This window comes from Novosphingobium sp. MBES04 (assembly GCF_000813185.1).
GTDB classification, from domain to species: domain Bacteria; phylum Pseudomonadota; class Alphaproteobacteria; order Sphingomonadales; family Sphingomonadaceae; genus Novosphingobium; species Novosphingobium decolorationis.
Genome location: NZ_DF850489.1, coordinates 138475 through 157355, shown reverse-complemented (window position 1 = coordinate 157355; position 18881 = coordinate 138475). Strand labels below are relative to the sequence as shown.

General features: G+C 66.3%; 15 protein-coding genes and 3 pseudogenes. 7 read left to right on the top strand and 11 right to left on the bottom strand.

Features of this window, described 5'->3' with window-relative positions; translation table 11 throughout:
- Nucleotides 1-258: 258 nt before the first annotated feature.
- The 4 genes from MBENS4_RS26750 to asnB all read left to right on the top strand — a co-directional run bounded on the left by MBENS4_RS26750 (nt 259) and on the right by asnB (nt 5157).
- Nucleotides 259-501, top strand: coding sequence for a hypothetical protein (locus MBENS4_RS26750; RefSeq protein ID WP_242404959.1), 243 nt, complete (start codon nt 259-261; stop codon nt 499-501).
- The gene (locus MBENS4_RS14600) at nt 491-1915 is read left to right on the top strand and encodes a sodium:solute symporter family protein (protein ID WP_039392618.1); all 1425 of its coding nucleotides are present in this window, start codon (nt 491-493) and stop codon (nt 1913-1915) included. The genes MBENS4_RS26750 and MBENS4_RS14600 overlap by 11 nt, the downstream gene beginning before the upstream one ends.
- 117 nt (nt 1916-2032) lie before the next feature.
- The gene (locus MBENS4_RS14595; RefSeq protein ID WP_242404958.1) at nt 2033-3148 is read left to right on the top strand and encodes an aspartate/ornithine carbamoyltransferase family protein; all 1116 of its coding nucleotides are present in this window, start codon (nt 2033-2035) and stop codon (nt 3146-3148) included.
- Between the two features lie 65 nt (nt 3149-3213).
- Complete coding sequence (asnB, locus tag MBENS4_RS14590; RefSeq protein ID WP_039392617.1) at nt 3214-5157, top strand: asparagine synthase (glutamine-hydrolyzing); 1944 nt, start codon at nt 3214-3216, stop codon at nt 5155-5157.
- A gap of 6 nt (nt 5158-5163) precedes the next feature.
- Here the strand turns inward: asnB and MBENS4_RS14585 are convergent, their stop codons facing one another.
- From MBENS4_RS14585 to fdhD, 11 genes and pseudogenes are all read right to left on the bottom strand, one after another.
- Entirely contained in the window at nt 5164-6387 is a 1224-nt protein-coding gene (locus MBENS4_RS14585) for an MFS transporter (protein WP_039392616.1), read from the bottom strand.
- Nucleotides 6388-6490: 103 nt separating this feature from the next.
- The gene (locus tag MBENS4_RS14580) at nt 6491-7774 is read right to left on the bottom strand and encodes a Zn-dependent hydrolase (RefSeq protein WP_039392615.1); all 1284 of its coding nucleotides are present in this window, start codon (nt 7772-7774) and stop codon (nt 6491-6493) included.
- A 128-nt stretch (nt 7775-7902) separates the two neighbouring features.
- Entirely contained in the window at nt 7903-8310 is a 408-nt protein-coding gene (locus tag MBENS4_RS14575; RefSeq protein ID WP_039392614.1) for a TadE/TadG family type IV pilus assembly protein, read from the bottom strand.
- On the bottom strand, nt 8307-8789 hold the full coding sequence (locus MBENS4_RS14570; RefSeq protein WP_039392613.1) for a TadE/TadG family type IV pilus assembly protein: 483 nt from the start codon (nt 8787-8789) through the stop codon (nt 8307-8309). The genes MBENS4_RS14575 and MBENS4_RS14570 overlap by 4 nt, the downstream gene beginning before the upstream one ends.
- Nucleotides 8790-8791: 2 nt before the next feature.
- Complete coding sequence (locus MBENS4_RS14565; protein ID WP_039392612.1) at nt 8792-10051, bottom strand: TadE/TadG family type IV pilus assembly protein; 1260 nt, start codon at nt 10049-10051, stop codon at nt 8792-8794.
- A 228-nt stretch (nt 10052-10279) separates the two neighbouring features.
- A complete protein-coding gene (locus MBENS4_RS14560; protein WP_445321527.1) occupies nt 10280-11950 on the bottom strand; it encodes a flotillin family protein in 1671 nt (556 codons plus the stop codon).
- 437 nt (nt 11951-12387) lie between these two features.
- Nucleotides 12388-12513 (bottom strand): OB-fold-containig protein, encoded by a 126-nt coding sequence (locus MBENS4_RS27420; RefSeq protein WP_340140858.1) that lies wholly within the window; start codon nt 12511-12513, stop codon nt 12388-12390.
- Nucleotides 12514-12740: 227 nt separating this feature from the next.
- A pseudogene (locus tag MBENS4_RS27415) lies at nt 12741-13001 on the bottom strand (hypothetical protein); the annotation flags it as partial.
- A complete protein-coding gene (locus MBENS4_RS14550) occupies nt 13001-13711 on the bottom strand; it encodes a hypothetical protein (protein WP_039392610.1) in 711 nt (236 codons plus the stop codon). The gene MBENS4_RS14550 and the pseudogene MBENS4_RS27415, both read right to left, overlap by 1 nt.
- Nucleotides 13712-13768: 57 nt before the next feature.
- Nucleotides 13769-14989, bottom strand: coding sequence for a toxic anion resistance protein (locus MBENS4_RS14545; protein ID WP_039392609.1), 1221 nt, complete (start codon nt 14987-14989; stop codon nt 13769-13771).
- 95 nt (nt 14990-15084) lie between these two features.
- Complete coding sequence (fdhD, locus tag MBENS4_RS14540; RefSeq protein ID WP_039392608.1) at nt 15085-15924, bottom strand: formate dehydrogenase accessory sulfurtransferase FdhD; 840 nt, start codon at nt 15922-15924, stop codon at nt 15085-15087.
- A 276-nt stretch (nt 15925-16200) separates the two neighbouring features.
- Between fdhD and accD the strand changes: the two genes are divergently transcribed.
- The 3 genes and pseudogenes from accD to accC all read left to right on the top strand — a co-directional run bounded on the left by accD (nt 16201) and on the right by accC (nt 18866).
- Nucleotides 16201-17049 carry an acetyl-CoA carboxylase, carboxyltransferase subunit beta gene (gene accD / locus MBENS4_RS14535; RefSeq protein WP_039392607.1) on the top strand — a complete coding sequence of 283 codons (849 nt, stop codon included), beginning with the start codon at nt 16201-16203 and terminating at the stop codon, nt 17047-17049.
- Nucleotides 17046-17503, top strand: a pseudogene (accB, locus tag MBENS4_RS14530) (acetyl-CoA carboxylase biotin carboxyl carrier protein). The gene accD and the pseudogene accB overlap by 4 nt, the downstream one beginning before the upstream one ends.
- A gap of 14 nt (nt 17504-17517) precedes the next feature.
- A pseudogene (accC, locus tag MBENS4_RS14525) lies at nt 17518-18866 on the top strand (acetyl-CoA carboxylase biotin carboxylase subunit).
- Nucleotides 18867-18881: the final 15 nt, after the last annotated feature.

Genomic DNA, 18881 nt, shown 5'->3' with positions numbered 1-18881 from the left:
ACCAGACCGCCGGGCCACCCAGGTGGTCCCCACCCGCGCCCGCACCGGCGCATCCTTGCACGCGCAGCCCGCGCGCTTCTGACGCGGATCGGCACGCTCGCGCTCGCCCTCTCCGCCACGTCGGCGATCTCGGCCGACGCGCAAGACGAGACGCCCGCCTTCACGCACGAAGAGGCACTGACCAGCGACAACGGCTATACCACGCTGGAATGGGACGCCGTGCGCCCGGTGGTGGTGCGGCAAGGCTCCACCCCGGCCATGAGCGCAGCCCGCACCATCTTCGAAGGAACGGGCACGCGCCTCTTCGTCAGCGGACTGACGGATGGCGACTACTATTTCACGATCGCCGATGCCGCAGCGGGGGCCGCGCCCTCGCCGCCGCTGCACCTTGCGGTCATGCACCAGTCGCTCTCCCGCGCGCTCTGGCTGACGGCTCTGGGCGCGCTGGTCTTCGCCGCCACCGTCTTCGTCATTCTCCGCGGGGCCCGCCGTGAGCGTTGAACAGGCCCTTCTTCCGCCCTGGCTTGGCTGGACGCTGCTACTGGGCTTCTCGGTGCTGTGGATCGGGCTTGGCGTCTACTGGGGACGGCGCAACACGAGCTTCGAGGACCATGCCCTGGCCGGGCGCAACATCGGCCTTGCGCTCGGTTCGGCGACGGCGGCGGCGACCTGGATCACCTCGAACACGACCATGCTCGCCCCGCAGATGGCGCTGCAGCTGGGCGTATGGGGGATGCTCGCCTATTCGACCGCCTCGCTTGGCCTGTTCCTCTTCGCACCGATGGCGACACGCATCCGCCAACTCATGCCCACAGGCTACACCAGCGGCGACTTCTTCCGCCTGCGCTATGGCCGCGTAGCCTGGGGCATCTTCCTCGCCTTCACGCTGTTCTATTCGCTCACCTGGCTGGTCTCGATGGCGATGGCGGGCGGCATCCTCCTCAACACGCTTTCGGGCATTCCCTATGGCTGGGGGATGAGCGTGATCCTAGCCGTGTGCGTGGCCTACACGATGCGCGGAGGTCTGGGCGCGGTCATCGGCACAGACTTCATCCAGAGCCTCATCATCATCATCGGCATCGTCGTGGTCGGCATCGCGGTCCTCGCCCATGTCGGGGTGGACGAGATCCACGCCAACCTCGCGCGCGAGCGGCCCGAGCTTCTCGACGTTCTGTTTCCCGCCGCCCTCATGGCGATCTTCAACAACCTGCTCTTCGGCCTTGGCGAGGTGTTCCACAACAACGTGTGGTGGAGCCGCGCCTTCGCCTTCCGCGAGGGCGTCGCGGGCAAGGCCTTCGCGCTGGGCGGCCTGATCTGGTTCCCCATTCCTTTTGCCGCGGGCTTCATCGCGCTGGCCTCGGGCGCGCTCGACGTGCCTGTCCCCAGCGCGGACATGGTCGGTCCGCTGGTGGTGGCCAAGGTGCTGGGCATCGGCGGCGCGGTAGGCATCTTCGTCATCGTCTTCTGCTCGCTCGCCTCCTCGATCGACAGCCTGCTGGCGGCCACCTCGGACCTGCTGACCGAAGACGTCTACCGCCGCCTGCTGCGCCCCTCGGCCAGCCCGGAGACGCTCAAGGCCACCGCGCAGTGGATCACGCTGGGCCTTGGCCTCTTCACCTGGCTGGTCTGCCTGCCGCGCATCGGCACGCTCGCCTCGGTGCTGTTCTTCGCAGGACCGCTGGTGGGCGCGATGATCTGGCCCATCGTCACCGGCCTCTACTGGCGCCGCGCCAGCACAACTGGCGCGGTGGGCGGCATGCTGCTGGGCGCCGGTGTCGGCCTCATCAGCTACTTCGCCATCGGTTTCTACGTCGCCTCGCTCGTCGCCACGGCCGTCTCGATGGTCTGGGTGCTCGCCTGCGCGCTTCTGTCCCGCTCCCGCTTCGACTGGAGCCAACTGCGAGAGGCCTCCTGATGACCTTCTCAAGTTCCTTCCTTGCCCTGCTGGTCTACGGATCGCTGGCTGGTGCATGTTCACCGCGCTCGGCCTCGCCGCCCTGCTCATCCGCGACATCCGGCGCGGAGAGATCTGGTGAGCCGCGGCGTTTCTCCCGCCGCGCACGTCTGCCACGCGCCGGTCATCGTCAAGCGCCCGGGCAAGATCGGCAATTGCCCCAACCCGGCCGACTACATCGCCAACGCCCCGCAGATCCGCCGCGCCGTGCTCGACCGGCTGCGCGGGCAGTCGGTCCTTTCCGCCGCGCTGTTCGACAAGGACCTCCTGACCGAACTGGCGAAGTTCGCCGCCTACCTCCAGCTCAAGCGCTTCGAGGTGGAAACGGCGATGAGCGACAAGATCATGGCCGCCGCCTTCTTCGAGCCCTCCACCCGCACGCGGCTCTCGTTCGAGAGCGCGATGCTGCATCTGGGTGGCAAGACGATCAGCGTGGCCGATGGCAAGACGACCGGCGTCGCCAAAGGCGAATCCATGCGTGACATCGGGCAGATGTTCAATTCCTACGCCGATGTCGTGGTGGTGCGCCACACCGAGCAGGCCGCCCTCTCCGACATGTGCGAGTACCTGCGCGTGCCGCTCATCAACGGGGGCAACGGTTCGGACGAGCACCCCACGCAAGCGCTGGCCGACTGGTACGCGCTCCTCAAATGGCGCCCCGAGATCACCTTCGGCCGCCTGCCCGAGGAATTCCGCCTCAACATCGGCATCATCGGCACGCCGGGCAACATGCGCACGGTCAAGAGCTTCCTGATGCTCGCCCTGCTCTTCCACGAGAACATCAACCGCATCACCATCTTCTCCGAGATGGCCGACCCGCTGGGCGAGGAACTGCGCGAGCTGACCAAGAACAGCCCGATCACCATCGGCTTCTCGCAAAGCCTGACGCAAAATCTCGAATACCTCGACGTCATCTACATGAACGCGATCGCCTATATCGGCGATGGCTACCGCTTCTTCGCCGACGCCTTCTCGCTCTCGTCCGAAAGCCGGATCAAGCCCGACACGGTGATCCTTCACCCGCTGGCGCGCGGGCTCGAGCTCGACGTCAGCCTCGATGACAGCCCCCACAACCTCTACTTCAACCAGGCCGATGGGGCGGTGTGGATCCGCCAGGCGCTGCTCCTCGCGATCTTCGGGCGGGTGACCGACGTGGTGCCCCCCCGACATGCTCGACAACGAGCCCCTCCCTAGCGCCTGAATGCCCAGCGCCTGAGCGCCCCGCCCCAGCCAACACCCAAGCCAAGGAAACACCCGATATGTGCGGCATTGCCGGTCTCTGGACCCCAGCGGGCCATGACCAAGACACGCCCCGCCACGCCGAGGCGATGGCCGACCAGCTGGAACATCGCGGGCCCGACGGGCGCGGCTTCCATTTCGATCCGGCAAACGGCCTTGCCATGGCGCACACGCGGCTCTCGATCATCGGCCTCAACGCCGGGGACCAGCCGCTCCATGGTCGCAGCGACGATGGCACGGGCGGGCTCGTAGCCTCGGTCAACGGCGAGTTCTACGATTACAAGCGCCTGCGCGGCCTCCTTCGCACCGACGGCTTCCAGTTCTCGACCAGGTCCGACAGCGAGATCGCGCTGAAACTCTACGCCAAGCATGGCCTCGATTTCGTCGAGCATCTGCGCGGCGAATTCGCCTTTGCCCTGTTCGACGAGGAGAGGCAGCGCCTGATCCTGGTGCGCGACCGCTTCGGCATCCGCCCCCTCTTCGTTCACCACGGGCCGCGCGGGGTCGTCTGGGGCAGCGAGATCAAGGCCCTGCTTGCCCACCCGGACGTGCCCCGCGATGTCTGCCCCCGGGCCCAGCTGCACCAGATGATGCAGGTCATGGTACCGGGCATGACGCTCTATCAGGGCATCAAGGCAGTAAAGCCGGGCACGATGCTCATCATCGAGAAGGCAGGCGATGGCGTGTCGGTGCGCGAGGAGCGCTACTGGGACGCCAATTTCCCGCGCGAGGGCGAGCACGACATCAAGAGCGATGACGACCACATCGAGGCGGTGCGCGCAGCCCTGGTCGAATCGATCACCTTCCGGCTCGAGGCCGACGTTCCGGTCGCCTGCTACCTGTCAGGGGGGATCGACAGCTGCTCGATCCTGGGTATGGCCGCCGCGATCCAGCAGTCGCCGGTCAAGGCCTTCACCATCTCCTTCGACGATGCCCGCTACGACGAGGCCCATATCGCGACCGAGATGGCGCAGATGGCCGGCGCCGACCAGGACATCCTGAAGCTCAAGGCCGAAGACCTCTACGGCTCCAACTTCGAGGACGCGATCCGCTATTCCGAGCGGACCTTCTACAACACGCTGGGCGTCGCCAAGATGCTGATGAGCAAGCACGTGCGCGAGGTCGGCTACAAGGTCGTCATCACCGGCGAGGGATCGGACGAGCTGTTCGGCGGCTATGCCCAGTTCAAGGCCGACCTGTTCCTGCACGATCCCGAATACGCGGCCACTCCGGCGGCGCAGGAAATGCGCGAGAGGAACGCGCTGTTCTCGGGCTCGGTGCTCGCCGAGGAGGCGATCAGCCACCCCGCCTTCGAGGAGGTCATGGGCTTCACCCCCAGCTGGATCCAGCCCTGGATGCTCACCCTCGAACGCGTAAAGCCGCTGCTGTCCGAAGAGTTCAAGGCGGAGCTGGGGGACTATGACCCCATCGCCGCCATCGCCCACAGCCTCGATCCGGCCATGCTGGAAGGCCGCCATGTCCTCGACAAGGTGCAGTACTCGTGGATCAAGACGATGCTGGAGGGGCAGATCCTCAACTGGGGCGGGGACCGCGTGGACATGGCCAACAGCCTCGAAAGCCGCCCGGCCTTCCTCGACCACCACGTCGCCGAACTTGCCATGCGCATCCCCCCGCAGGTGCGCGTGCGCGGCGGCGTCGAGAAGTGGGTGGTGCGTGAAGCCATGAAGCACGTGCTCCCGCGCGTCCTTTACGAACGCGAGAAGTTCGCCTTCATGGCGCCGCCCGCGCACACCGATGCGAAGAAGACCGCCGAGATCGACAAGCTGATCGCGCGCTGGCTATCGCCCGAGCGCCTGGGCGCCAAGGGCCTGTTCGATCCGGCAAAGCTGGGCGCGGCCATCGCGGACTACCGCGCCTCGGACGACCACGCGCAGAACACGCGCATGGACATCATCCTCAACCACGCCATCGGCCTGCACGCGGTGGAGGAACTGCTGGCCTGAGTGCCCTCAGCCCTCCAGCGCCTCGGCGCCGACCGGATCACGGTAGGCGCCGAGCGTTGCGATGAGCGCGACGACGACGACAAGGGCGATGGCCGAGGCCAGCAGCGCGAAGTGGTAGCTGCCGGTCACGTCGACCGACCAGCCGAACGCGGCCGGGCCGAATGCGGCGCCAAAGCTGAACATGCCCAGCACCACGCCATAAGTCGCGCCGTAATTGCGCAGGTGCGCATAGCGCCCGGTGAAGTAGGCGAGCATGTCGACCTCGGCGCCCGCAGCCAGGCCCAGCATGAGCGCGGCGGCCGTCACCGGCCCGCCAAAGGCGAGCAGCAAGGCGGCCACCACCGGCGAGAGCAGGAACAGCGCGGCCACGAACGGCGCGTGGAAACGGTCGAAGAGGTAGCCCACGATCACGCGGGCAAAGATCACGGCAATGCCGATCTTGGCGGCGACCTGCGCGGCTTCGGCGGCCGGCATGCCCCGGTCGACCACCATGGGCACCAGATGGACAATGAGCCCGGCGACGAAGAAGCCCAGAAGGACGGCGATGCCCACGATGGTCAGCGTCTGGCGGTTGACCTCGAAGCGGCCGCGCACCTTGGGCTCGGCGCTGGCTGCCGGAGCCGGAGCCTTTTTCTCGCGCGGCATGAGCAGGCTCACCGGAAGGCCGACGACAAGGATCGTGGCGGCCATGGCGAGCGCGGCGCTGCGCCAGCCGCTCGAGGCAAAGATCGGACCCAGCAGCGCAGGCGCCAGGAAGGCAGCGAGCCCCGAGCCCATCAGCATGAGCCCAAGCGCCAGTCCGCGCCCGGCATCGAACTTCGCCGAGACCGCCCGCGCCCAGATCGCGGGCGTCGTGCCGCAACCGGCAAGGCTGACGAGGAGCCACAGCCCCCACCACATCGCCACCGAATCCCCGGCGCGCGAGAGGAGCACGAAGCCGATGGGCGCCGCGATGTAGCTGGCGATCGCGATCATGCGCACGCCATAGCGGTCCGCGAGGCGCCCGACGATCGGCGCGGAGAGGAAAATGCCCAATTGCTCGAAGGTCGCCGCGCCCGAAGCCGCCGCGCGGCTCCAACCGAACTCCTCCTGCACCGGCGTGACAAAGAGGCCCAGAGCATAGAAGCCGATGCCCATCATGCCCACGCCAATGGCCAGCCCTGCGGCCACCACGGTCAGCCAGTTTTCTGCAAATTCGCGCCGCACGGCGCCGGAAAGGGAACCACTCATCCCGGCACCTTGTCGCAGCGCAGCATCAAGGGCAAGCGCTCCCTGCCCGCGCTGCTCGCTGGGCGGTCAGGGGCCGGTTGGTCGGGAGACGGGCGCCCCCTCCTCAGACCCGCTCGGCCTGTCCGGCCTCTTCCAGCGCGCCCTCGTTGCAGGCAAGCTCGCACACGCATTCATAGAGAAGCCGCGTTCCGCGCTCGCAATCGACCCAGTGCGTCCATTCATCGGGCGCGTGGCTCACGCCCTTTACAGACGGCACGAAGAACAGCCCCGCGCGCGAATGCTCGCAGAAGAACTGCACGTCGTGGCCTGCGCCCGAGGGCATGATCTTGTAGCTGTAGCCCAGCTCCTTCGTCTTGCCCTCGATCAGCGAGATGAGCCCCGTGTCGCAATAGGCCGGGGCCAGCCAGGACATCTGTTCGTATTCGAAGTGGAGCTTGTTGCGCCGCGCGATGGCGGCGAGCACCCGCTCGCACGCGCTGGCCAGGGCCTTCATCTTCTCGTGGTCGAGGTCGCGCCCGACGATGGTGAAATCGACTTCGCCCGGCACCGTGTGCGGGAAGCCGGGCTTGCAGTTGACATGGCCGATGGTGATGCGGCTCTTGCCGGTGCCCTCCTCCTCGATGATGCGCGGGATCTCATGGGCGAAATCGGCCATGCCCATGAGCGCATCGGCGCGCATGTTCATCGGCGCGGTCCCGGCGTGGTCGGCCTTGCCGATGAGGCGCACCATCCATTTGAAGACGCCGGAAATTCCCTCGACAATGCCGATGGTGGTCTTCTCGGTATCAAGGACGGGCCCCTGCTCGACATGAAGTTCAAGATAGGCCCGGATCGTCTCGGGCGGGCGGTAGGCGTGCATTGCGCGGGAAGGATCGAGCCCGGCCTCGCGCATGGCATCGACCAGTTTGACGCCGCGCTCGTCCGCCGCGGCATCGAGCCATTCGCGGGTCAGGTGCCCGGTCATGGCCTGCGCGCCGAGCATGCCCCCGAAGCGCCCCTCCTCCTCGGCGGTCGCGATGACCTCGACCGGATAGAGCGGCTCGATCCCGTTCGCCTTCATCGTGCGCACCACCTCGAGCCCGGCAACGACGCCCAGCACCCCGTCGAACATGCCGCTCGCGGGCACGGAATCGGTGTGCGAGGCGATGATGACGGCGGGTACGTCCTCGCCCCGTCCGGCCGGATCGAAGCGGCCGATGACATTGCCCGCGCCGTCCATGCGGTGGCTCATGCCCAGTTCCGCAAAGCGCGCCCGCAGCCATTCGCGCACGGCCATGTCCTCGGGGCTGAAGCCCTGTCGGTAGACGCCCCCGTCCGCTTCATTGAAGCCGAAACGCGAAATGGCGGTGATGTCCCGCTCGATCCTCTCGATGCTGACGCTGGGCACGTGCGTCTCCCTTGTCCGGTATGTGCGGCGCGGATTCCCCACGCTCTGTTGGCGGGGAGACTAGACGCCACCACGGGGACGGGGCAAGCCGGGGAAACTGCAGCGCAGGCACCCGGCCTGCGGGTGCCTCAGCTCTGGACGTAGGAGAGTGCGGTCTCGTTCAGCGAGATGGGTTCGAGCTGCATGAACGGCACGACGGGTTCGAGCTGGTACTCGATGGCGATCTTGTCGAACTGCGCGCCGTCGCTGATGCCCCGCTCCAGAGCAATGCGCACGATGCCATCCTCGTTGAGGCCCGCCATTTCCTTGCGCACCTTGTCGGAGACCTGGCGCTCGGTCGCGTCGGGATGGACGTTGGCGTAGCGCACGCCCTCGCCCGCCGCATGACGGATCGCGCCCGTGGCCTGAAGCACGAGCGCAAACTGCAGGATCCCGATCATGAGCGCGGCCGCCACCGGCATGGCGAGGGCAAACTCGATCACCGAGGCGCCTTCACGGTTCGCGGCAAGGCGCTTCAAGCGGTGCAGGATCTTCACTGAATGCGCTCCAGACTGGTGCCTTCAAGGGTAATCGTCGAGCCCAGGACCTGCGAACCGAACAGGCTTGCAAGCTTGGACCAGTCGAACTGCATCTCGATCGTCTTCCTGATCGAGACCTCGACATAGCGCGCCGATTCCTCGCCCGCCGCGCAGTAGGAATCGAACTGGTCCTTGCGAACTCCGTCGCATTCCAGAAAGAGGTCGGCGGTCACCTGCCCGGCCTCGACATCGGCCGCGGCCATCGCCTCGGCGACGATATAGCTTGTGTCCGCACTCTGCGGACGCTTGGCGAGCACGAAGTCGGTGGTGCGCTGCGCGGCCAGTTCGACATCGATGCGCGCGACGACGAAGCGCGAGACCTCGACCATGCCCGCCAGGACCAGGAGCAGCAGCGGCAGGACCAGCGCCAGCTCGATCACGCTCGCCCGGCGCCGGTCATGGCGCAGCGCGGCCAGAGCCTGACGCAGGCGGACCATCCTCATTCGACCACCTTCACGACCGGGGCCGACAGATCGAGGTTGGCGTAGTCGACCGTGCAGTTGTTGTTGAGCGAGGAGGTGCCCGCAAAGGTCACGTGGTTCGCGATCAGGAGCAGACACTCGGCCGACTGGCCCGAATTGCCGGTGAAGCGCACATCGCCGTTCGGCATGTAGATGACACCGGTGAGGTCCAGCTCGCTGCCGCCAGCAAAGTTGCTCTCGCTGCTGGACCCGAGCGGGTCCTGGAAGAAGAGGACGTTCTTCCAGGTCGGGCTCTGCGCGGCGCTGGGCGCGGTCAGTTCCATCGTCGCGCCGCCCGTGATCTTGACGAAGGCCGCGTTGCCCGGGCCGCCCCCGGTCAGCACGAAGGTCACGCCGTCGCCTCTGACCGTTGCCGAGCTCGCGACATCGAGACTGCCGCCATCAATGATGTAGGTGCCGGGCGAAAGGGTCGTGTTGCCCTTCAGCGTCATGCCGTTGCAGTAGCGCCCCGGCGAAAGGGTCACAACGTCATGCGGATTGTTGGAATACTTGGTGCTGGTGCAGCCTTCCGGTTCACTGGGAACCTGAAGGTCACGGCCCGCCAGCGGGTCCTGGATCGGCAGGCCATAGGGCTGGAGTACCGCATCTTCGGGAATGTTGCGCGAGCTGGCATCGATGCCGCCCACCGCGTGGAAGGTCGGCGCGTTGATCCAGCTGGTCCCGGTCAGGTCGATCGCGGCCTGGATGCCCGAGTTCGCGCCGACACCGCAGCCCAGGTTGACGTCGGCGGTACCCACCGCGCGCACGCCCATGCCGGTCGGGGCCAGCGCAATCACGCAATATTCGCCCTCATCGGTGCGCGTGGCGACCGCGCGCGCACGGATCGTCGGCGCCACGTCGAGGAATACGCTGGAGAACGGCAGCCGCTGGCTGGTCGTCGCAATGACCTCCACCGCGCCCGTATCGCCGGTATAGGCACCCGAGTACGGCGGACTGCTGACCCGCTCGATGAGGACGTTGAGCGTGTTGTCCGTGTTACGCCCGATTTCCTTGCGGGCACCCGGCTCTGCGCCTTCGGCCTGCAGCATGCTGAGCGCGCCAGCACGCGCACCGGCATCGACGGCCTGCTGCAGCTGACGCTTCCACAGGTACCACTGCGCGGTATCGACCGCGAGACCTGCCGCGCCGATCAGGGTCACGAAGCCGATGCCGGTGAAAGTAAGAATACTTCCCGAGCGATCGGAGCGCAGGCGGGTCAGGAATGCCGGGTAAGGCATGGCGGTTCGCGGCTTTCGACTGTTGCAATCGAAATCACCCAAGCGCCTGCAAAGATAAGATCTTCAAAACTTACTTGGTTAATTTTGCAGAAACCATCCCATTGCGCCGGTGCAGCTTGCGGATTTCCATGTTTTAACCCGGACCCGCCCTAACGCGGCAAAGTCCGACCGGGTTCCCACCCGGCCGGACCTTTTTGAACAAGGGCAAACGATTCGCCCCGCCAGAGATCAGCCGATCGTCGTGGGACGATAGGGTCCCTCGGACGATCCCGTCGGCTCTGCGCCGTCGTTGTCGGCCGCCTGCGGAGCGGCCGGGACCGGCATCACGCCTGCGCCCTGAACCATGTTCGACAGCGTCGAGCCATCAAGGCCCAGTTCCTTCATCAAGCCGTCGATCATCGGCGCCTGCGCGCGGTAGGCAAGCGCGGCGCTGACCGCGTCGCTGGCGAGGTTGCCCGAGCCGCCCACCGGAGCCCCGGCTCCGCCGACGGCGCCCGCGCCCCCCTTCGGGGTAAGGCCATCGACCTGGACGATCTTGATCGAATCGATCGCTTCGAGCGGCTTGGCGCTCTCGCGCACGACCTCGGGCAGGACCTTCAGCAGCGCCATCTTCATCTGGAGCGAAATCTGCTCCGAGGAGAGGATGTTCGCCGCCTCGTTGATTGCGCGCTGACCCGCCGCTTCGACCTCCATGCGCACGCGCGCAGCTTCGGCCTTGAGCTTCTCGGCTTCCGCCTCACCCTCGGCTTCGCGGCGCACCGCTTCGGCCCGGTTGAACGCGGCTTCCTTCTCGGCCTCGGCCTCCACTTTGATGGCGATGGCCTGGCGTTCGGCTTCCTTGGCCGCCTCGATCAGCTCGATCCTCTTGAGACGCTCGGCCACTTCGGTTTCGCGGCTGGTCGTGACCTGTTCCTCGGCGGCAACCGCCTTGGCGCGGGCCTCGTCGGCCTGGCTCTTGGCCTGGCTCTCCTCGCGACTCTTGTTCTGGATCGCGATCTGCTGCTCCTGGCGGGCGAGTTCGACCGCCTGGGCCTGCGCGATCCGCGCCTCCTCGATGGAGCGGTCGGCCTCGATCTGGCGGGCATCGACCTGCTGCTTGGCCTCGATCCGGGCTTCATCCGATTCCCGGGTCCGCTTGGCCTGCTCGCGGGCGATTTCCGCGGTCTGTTCGGCGCGGCGCATTTCCACCTCGCGCTCCTGCTCAAGGCGTGCGAACTCATTGTCGCGCTGGATCGTCATCGACTGGCGATCCGCCTCCAGGTTCTTGGTTTCCATCTGCACGCGCGTGTCCTGCTCGATGTCGTTGCGCGTCTTCTTGCGCAGCTCGATCTGCTCGGTCAGCTTGGTGAGACCTTCGGCGTCGAACGCGTTGTTGGCGTTGAAGTGCTCGATGGAGGTCTGGTCGAGCCCGGTCAGCGAAACCGATTCCAGCTCCAGGCCGTTCATCGCAAGGTCCGAGGACGACACCTGCTGCACCTTCTGCACGAAGTCGGCGCGCTGCTCGTGCAGCTGGTTCATCGACATCCCCGCCGCGACCGAGCGCAGCGCGTCGACGAACTTGCCCTCGACCAGGTCCTTCAAGGCTTCGGGGTGCATGGTGCGCGCGCCCAGCGTCTGGGCGGCCATCGCAATGGCGCCGGCATCCGGGCGGACACGCACGTAGAACTCGGCCTTCACGTCGATGCGCAGGCGGTCGAGCGTGATGAGCGCATCCCCGTTCTTGCGCTCCACGGCCAGGCGCACGGTGTTCATGTTGACCGGCATGGTCTCGTGGAAGACCGGCAGCACCAAGGCGCCACCGTTCATCACGACACGCTCGCCCCCCACGCCCGTACGCACGAACGCAATTTCCTTGCTCGCCCGCTTGTACAGGCGCGCCATCACGATGCCGATCGCCATAAGCGCCACGACAACCGCACCGACCAACACGGCGATGCTGTAAAGCCCCGTCATTTCACTCTCTCCTTGAGCGGGATGCAGCGGATGGCCCAATGCCCCGCTCTTGAACTCATCCCAACTCAACCGCGCACGCGAAGACGCGGCTGAGCTCAAATGACTTCAATTTCGCATGCCTGCCAAGGCTATGTGGATAAAACGCAGACCTTGGAAAGTTACGCAAGGAGCGCCAGGTCCGGTTCTTCAAGTGGCGTCGGCATCAAGCCCCTTCAAAGGCGATGCACATAGTCCAAACTCCTGGAAACAACGCTGCGGACAGCCCTTCGCCCCGCTCTGACAATTCATTGTTTCCGTTGCGACTTACATAGCGAAATCGCGATATGCTGCCTAGGAAAACCGGATTGTTGCGAGTCGATTGCAGGTAGCACCCTACGCGGCGTTCACCCCAGCCTGGGCAAGTAGTGGTCGCCGCGGGCAATGGCCTTGAACAGGTCGCCCTCGCGCCGCACGATGAGGACGCGCTCGCCGGTGACGAACGTCTGCCCGGCGTTGTCGGGTTCGAGCATGACGTGGTGGACCTGCCCGAAATGGTCGAGGACCTTCGCCCGCGCGGCGAGCCGGGCCTTGCCGTGCCGACCACGATCTCGCCTTCGCGCCCGACCAGCGCGGATCGGTCGATGGCCGAAGTCTCGTCGCGGGGCAGCAGGCGCGCCAGCGGGCGCGAGAGCCCGCCCGTCAGCGGCAGTGCGGCGAGGCCCGTTGCAGGGCCGACCAGCCAGGGCGTCCAGGCCGTTCCGGTCAGCCCCGCCAGCAGTTCCTGCGCGCACAGGCCGAGGATCCCGAAGACACTGAGCAGCACGGTCAGCCAGACCATGAAGGGCACGCGCCCGAAACCCACCAGCGAGAGGAGGCCGGAATCAAGATCGATGTCCGCGTCCGCGTCGCCCTCCAGCGCATCGGCAAGGCCGAAGACCTGCACGAGCGCGAGGACAAGGACGACACCCAGCGCGGCCGAGAACGGCAGGTTCTCGCCCGCCGTCAGGAAGTCCAGCATCAGCCGGGATCCCTTGCGTCGATGTACTTGGTTTCGAGGAACCGGTTGCGCGTGGCCAACGCGTCGACGTCGTTGCGCGAGAGGTCCTCGCTCATCGCCTCGATCTCATCGGAGATGACGCAGAGGCCATCGACCAGCTGCTCGTTGGGCGACAGCCCCGAGGTGCCGGGCCTGGCGCGCAGCGAGGGCGGAATGCGGGTATAGCTGTCGACCAGGCTGGGCAGGTGCTCGGAGAGAAGCTTGCGCACCTCGCGCGCGGCGGGCCCTGTCTCCTCCATGGTGGCGAGCTGGGGCGCGAGCTGTTCCAGGTGCACGCCGATCATGTCGATGGCATCGACCGCCGCGTTGGGGAGCGCGCGGCGCTTGCCCTCCAGCCAGATCTCAGTCGAGCCCGCCAGTTCGGCCAGCTCGGTCCCGTGCAGATCGCCCGCGCGCGTGCGCGGCGCGGAAGGGTAGATCGCGAGCAGGCAGAAGACGACGAAAGCGAGCAGCGTCACCAGCACCGTGGTCGCAAAGGTCAGGCCGCCCAGGATCAGCGCGGTCGTCAGTGCGGCCACGAAGATCGCGCCCACGGCCAGCACCGCGCGGCGCAGGCGGCGCAAGCGAAAGGCCCAGCGTTCCTTCTTCGCGGTGTAGAGACGCGCGGCGCGCTGGCGGCGCGCGGCCCGGACGATCTCCTTTGAAACCCGGCGCGCGGGCACCTGTGCCATGTCTCTCGTTCTCTCCTGCTGTCGTTACATGAGGGCCCCTTGCAGGGCCGCCCGGCCTTACTTCTCGTCGAGCGCTTCCAGAAGGTTCTGCGCGGCCTTGGTATCGCCTTCGGCCAGCCCCTCGCTCTGCCCCTGCGCGCGGGCGATATAGGCCTTGGACCGGTCGATCTCGCCTTCGAGCGAGGTCACCGTCTGCTTCATGGAATCGAGCGCCTTGACCTTGAAGGTGTCGATCGAGTCCATCGTGTCGTAGATGTTCTGGAAGGCGCGGCTCAGCGTCTCGAGCGGAATGGTCGCGCTCGCGGCCTGCTCGTGGATGCGCGCGGTGTTGTCCTTCATCATCTGGCCGGTGCCCTCGATGATGTTGGCGGTCGTGGTGTTGAGCGCGGTGATCTGGTCGAGCACGAGCTTCTGGTTCGCCATCGCCTGCGCCACGGTGACCGCGGTGCGCAGCGCCCCCACCGTCGTGGTCGAGGCGCGATCGACGCCCTTGATAAGCTCGACGTTGTTCTTCTTCACAAGGTCGAGCGCAAGGTAGCCCTGCACCGAGACCGCCATCTGCGTGAGCAGGTCCTGCGTGCGCTGGCGCACGTAGAACAGCGCGCTCTCGCGCACGGCCTTGGCCTTGGCGGGATCGCTGTGGTCGAGATCGGCGGCCTTTTCCTCGAGCGCGGTATCGAGCGCCTTCGACATCCAGATCATCTGTTCCAGCTTGCCGAGCGAGGCCCACAGGTTCTGACGCTCAACATCGATGGCCGCGTTGTCCATCAAAAGCTCGTCCTTGCCGTTCTGCAAACGGGTGAGGATTGCCGAAATGTGGCCCTGCGCGCTCTGGTAGCCGTCGAAATAGTCGCGCAGCTTCGATCCGAAGGGAATGATCCCGAAGATCTTGCGCTTGGAGAGCAGGTCACCCTTGGTCGAGGGATCGAGGTCCTCGACCGTCTTCCTCAGCTCGGCGAGGTCCGCGCCCACGCCGCTGTCGCGGTCCATCGCGCGGATCGGGCGGTCGAGGAAGCGGTTGGAATGCCCGGCCGCCTCGGAGATTTCCTTGCGGCCCATGTTGGTGATCTGGTCGACGCGGCGGCCGAAATCGGGCGAACTGGCGTCCTGCGAGACAAGATCGGAGACGAATTCGTCCACGCGCACCTGCAGCTTGGACTTCTGCTCCTCGTTCACCGGCACGAGCCCGGCGGCCTTTTCAGCCTGCACGGTGGGCACGGGATCGGGCGGCGTCAGCTTGAGTTCGTCAGCCACAGCCGTGTCGGTCGTGCTCGCCATTCGTGAAAGTCCTTGTCCTGCATCTTACCCGGTATTGGACAGACAAGGTAGGTTTGGGCGCCCGTCTCTACAAGAAAAACCGGAAGCTGAGCGCCCTAGTCGTCGATGAAGGGGCCATGACCGTCGACCTGCGTCATCAACATGGAATCGCCGCGCGCCACGACGCACAAGGTCAGCCCCGCCGCCTCGGCCCGGCGCACGGCCAGATCGGTCGGCGCCGAGATGGTGACGAGGAGCGCGCAGCCCGCGCGCACCGTCTTCTCGACCAGTTCGTAGGAACAGCGCGAGGTCATGACGATGAAGCCTGCGCCTGCGTCGCGCCCCTGCCGCGCCAGCGCTCCCACCAGCTTGTCGAGCGCGTTGTGGCGCCCGACGTCCTCGCGCAGGAGGAGCACCTCGCCATCGGGCGTGCAGAAGGCCGCCGCGTGGGTCGCGCGGGTGGCCTGGCCCAGCACCTGCCGGACGCGCATTGCCTCCAGCGCCGTGCCCACCGCGGCGCGCGACAAGCGCAAGGTGGGCTCCAGCACGGGCAGCGGGCGCAGCGCGGTCTCGATCCCGTCCATTCCGCAGATACCGCAGGAGCTGTCCCCGATCCGGCGACGCGCGCGCTCCAGGACCGGGCCGAGACACTCGGACGGAAGGCTGACCCGCGCCACCATGCCCTGCCCCCATGCGCCCTTGTCGACACGCGACAGCACAATCTCGCCCACCTGTTCGGCCCGCGCCAGCCCCTCGGCCAGGAGGAACCCGGTCACGAAGTCCTCCAGGTCCAGGGGCGAGGCCATCATGACGGCAAAGGCGATGCCGTTGATCTCGATGGCAACGGGGCATTCGATGGCCAGAAGATGCTCTCTTGCGCCTTCCGAAATCGGCCCTTGTGTGTAATCCGCACGCACAAAAAGCGCCTCAAGCGCTCCGGGGACACCGCCGCTCATGGCCACAGGCTCCCTGCCGCAGCGGTCAAAAAATGGCCGAAATGCATGGTTTCATCGCAATCTGCATACGCGTTTTCCACGGGCGAATCCCGCCCCGCGAGGCCCAACGTGCCAATTTGGCTTGCTTGGCGCTGTGGACTTACCCTAAACGGGCGCGCCAGATAAAGGGTCGATGGGCATGCCCCGCGGATTAAGATATGGCATTACCCGCATTCGCGGCGGCGTTTCCCACCCGACCGGACAAAGATTTTTCGCAAGAGATTGGTTGAACCCTACATGAGTTGGCTGAGCAAGGTCCGCAATTCGCTTTCGAGCCTGAACAAGCGTGACACCCCCGACAACCTCTGGATCAAGTGCCCGAGCTGCGGCGAGATGCTCTTCACCCAGGAGTTCGAGGCCAACCTCTCGGTGTGCCCGCGCTGCGAGCACCACGGGCGCATCACCGCCAAGGCCCGCTTCGAGCAGATCCTCGACGCCGGCTTCTCGGTCCTGCCCACGCCCGAGGTGGAAGAGAACCCGCTGAACTTCCGCGACACCAAGAAGTACTCGGACCGCCTCAAGGCCGCCCGTGCGGCCAATCCCTATCCCGACGCGCTGACCAACGCCTTCGGCACGATCGAAGGCCACAAGGCCGTGCTCGGCGTCCAGGACTTCAAGTTCATGGGCGGCTCGATGGGCATGGCCGTGGGCGAGGCTTTTGTCGCGGGCGTCGAGAAGGCGATTGCCCAGAAGTGCGGTTACATCATCTGCACCGCGGCCGGCGGCGCGCGCATGCAGGAGGGTATCCTCTCGCTCATGCAGATGCCCAAGACCACGGTCGCCACGCGCCGTCTTGCGGCTGCGGGCCTCCCCTACATCGTCATCCTGACCGACCCCACCACCGGCGGCGTGACCGCGAGCTACGCGATGCTCGGCGACGTCCAGATCGCCGAGCCCGGCGCCCTCATCGGCTTTGCCGGCCAGCGCGTCATCCAGGACACGATCCGCGAAAAACTTCCCGACGGCTTCCAGCGCGCGGAATACCTCCACGACCACGGCATGGTCGACATGGTGGTGCACCGCAAGGACCTCAAAGGCACGCTGGCACAGCTCCTCGGATACCTTGAACGAAAGGAAGCCCAGTGAATATCGACAGCGCCCTTGTCCGCGAGCTTGCAGAGCTCCTTGCGGAAACCGGCCTCTCGGAAATCGAGGTGGAGGACGGTGAACGCAAGATCCGCGTCAGCCGCCAGATGATCCAGCAGATGAGCGCGACGCTCCCCCCGGTGGGCTATCCCGCCGAGGCACCCGCAGCTCCTGCCGCACCGGCCGCAGCCGCCGCGCCCGCACCGGCACCCGAAGCCCCCGTCGATGCGGTCAAGTCGCCGATGGTTGGCACCGCCTACATGTCGGCCGAGCCGGGCGCTGCGCCCTTCATCTCGGTCGTCAGTCGGTCAAGGAAGGCGACGTCCTCCTCATCGTCGAGGCGATGAAGGTCATGAACCAGATCACCGCGCCCAAGTCGGGCACGATCAAGGCGATCCTCGTCGACAACCAGCAGCCGGTCGAATTCGACCAGCCGCTCGTGGTGATCGGCTGAGGTAGAGCGTTTCCATGGCCATTAAACGCCTCCTGATTGCCAACCGCGGCGAGATTGCGCTTCGCATCCACCGCGCCGCCCAGGAAATGGGCATCGAGACCGTCGCGGTGCACTCCACCGCCGACGCCGATGCCATGCATGTCCGCCTTGCCGACCATGCCGTGTGCATCGGTCCGCCCGCCGCCAAGGACAGCTACCTGAACGTCGCCGCGATCATCTCGGCCGCCGAGATCACCGATGCCGACGCGATCCACCCCGGCTACGGCTTCCTTTCGGAGACGCCCGTTTCGCCGAAATCGTGGAAAGCCACGGCATCAAGTGGGTCGGCCCCAAGCCCGAGCACATCCGCACGATGGGCGACAAGGTCGAGGCCAAGCGCACCGCAGGGGCCCTGGGCCTGCCGCTGGTGCCCGGCTCGGACGGCGCGATCGAGGACTTCGACGAGGCGCGCAAGCTGGCCGCGGAAATCGGCTACCCGGTCATCATCAAGGCTGCCTCGGGCGGCGGTGGCCGCGGCATGAAGGTCGTGAATTCGGCCGAGGAACTGCAGAGCCAGATGGGCCAGGCCCGCTCGGAAGCGGCCGCCGCCTTCGGCGATGCGACCGTGTACATGGAAAAGTACCTCGGCAATCCGCGCCATATCGAGTTCCAGGTGTTCGGCGACGGCGAGGGCAATGCGGTCCATCTGGGCGAGCGCGACTGCTCGCTCCAGCGCCGCCACCAGAAGGTGCTCGAGGAAGCTCCCTCGCCCGTCATCACCCCCGAAGAGCGCGACCGCATGGGCGGTATCGTCTCCAAGGCGATGGCCGACATGGGCTACCGCGGCGCGGGCACGATCGAGTTCCTGTGGGAAAAGGGCGAGTTCTACTTCATCGAGATGAACACCCGTCTCCAGGTGGAACACCCCGTGACCGAGGCGATCACCGGCGTCGACCTGGTGCGCGAGCAGATCCGCATCGCCGATGGCCAGGCGCTCTCGTTCACGCAGGACGCGATCGAGTTCAAGGGCCACGCCATCGAGTGCCGCATCAACGCGGAAGATCCCTGGAACTTCACGCCTTCGCCCGGCAAGGTCTCGAACTACCACGCCGCAGGCGGCATGAACGTACGCGTCGATAGCGGGCTCTACGCCGGCTATTCGATCCCGCCCTACTACGATTCGATGATCGGCAAGCTTATCGTGTCGGGTCGCAGCCGCGCGGGCGCGATCATGCGCCTCAAGCGCGCGCTGGGCGAAATGGTGATCGAAGGCCCCAAGACCTCGATCCCGCTGCACCAGGCCCTGGTGGAGGACCCCGAGTTCAACGAGGGCGAATACACCATCAAGTGGCTCGAGGAGTGGCTGGCCAAGCGCGCCGGCTAAGCGAAAGCATGACCA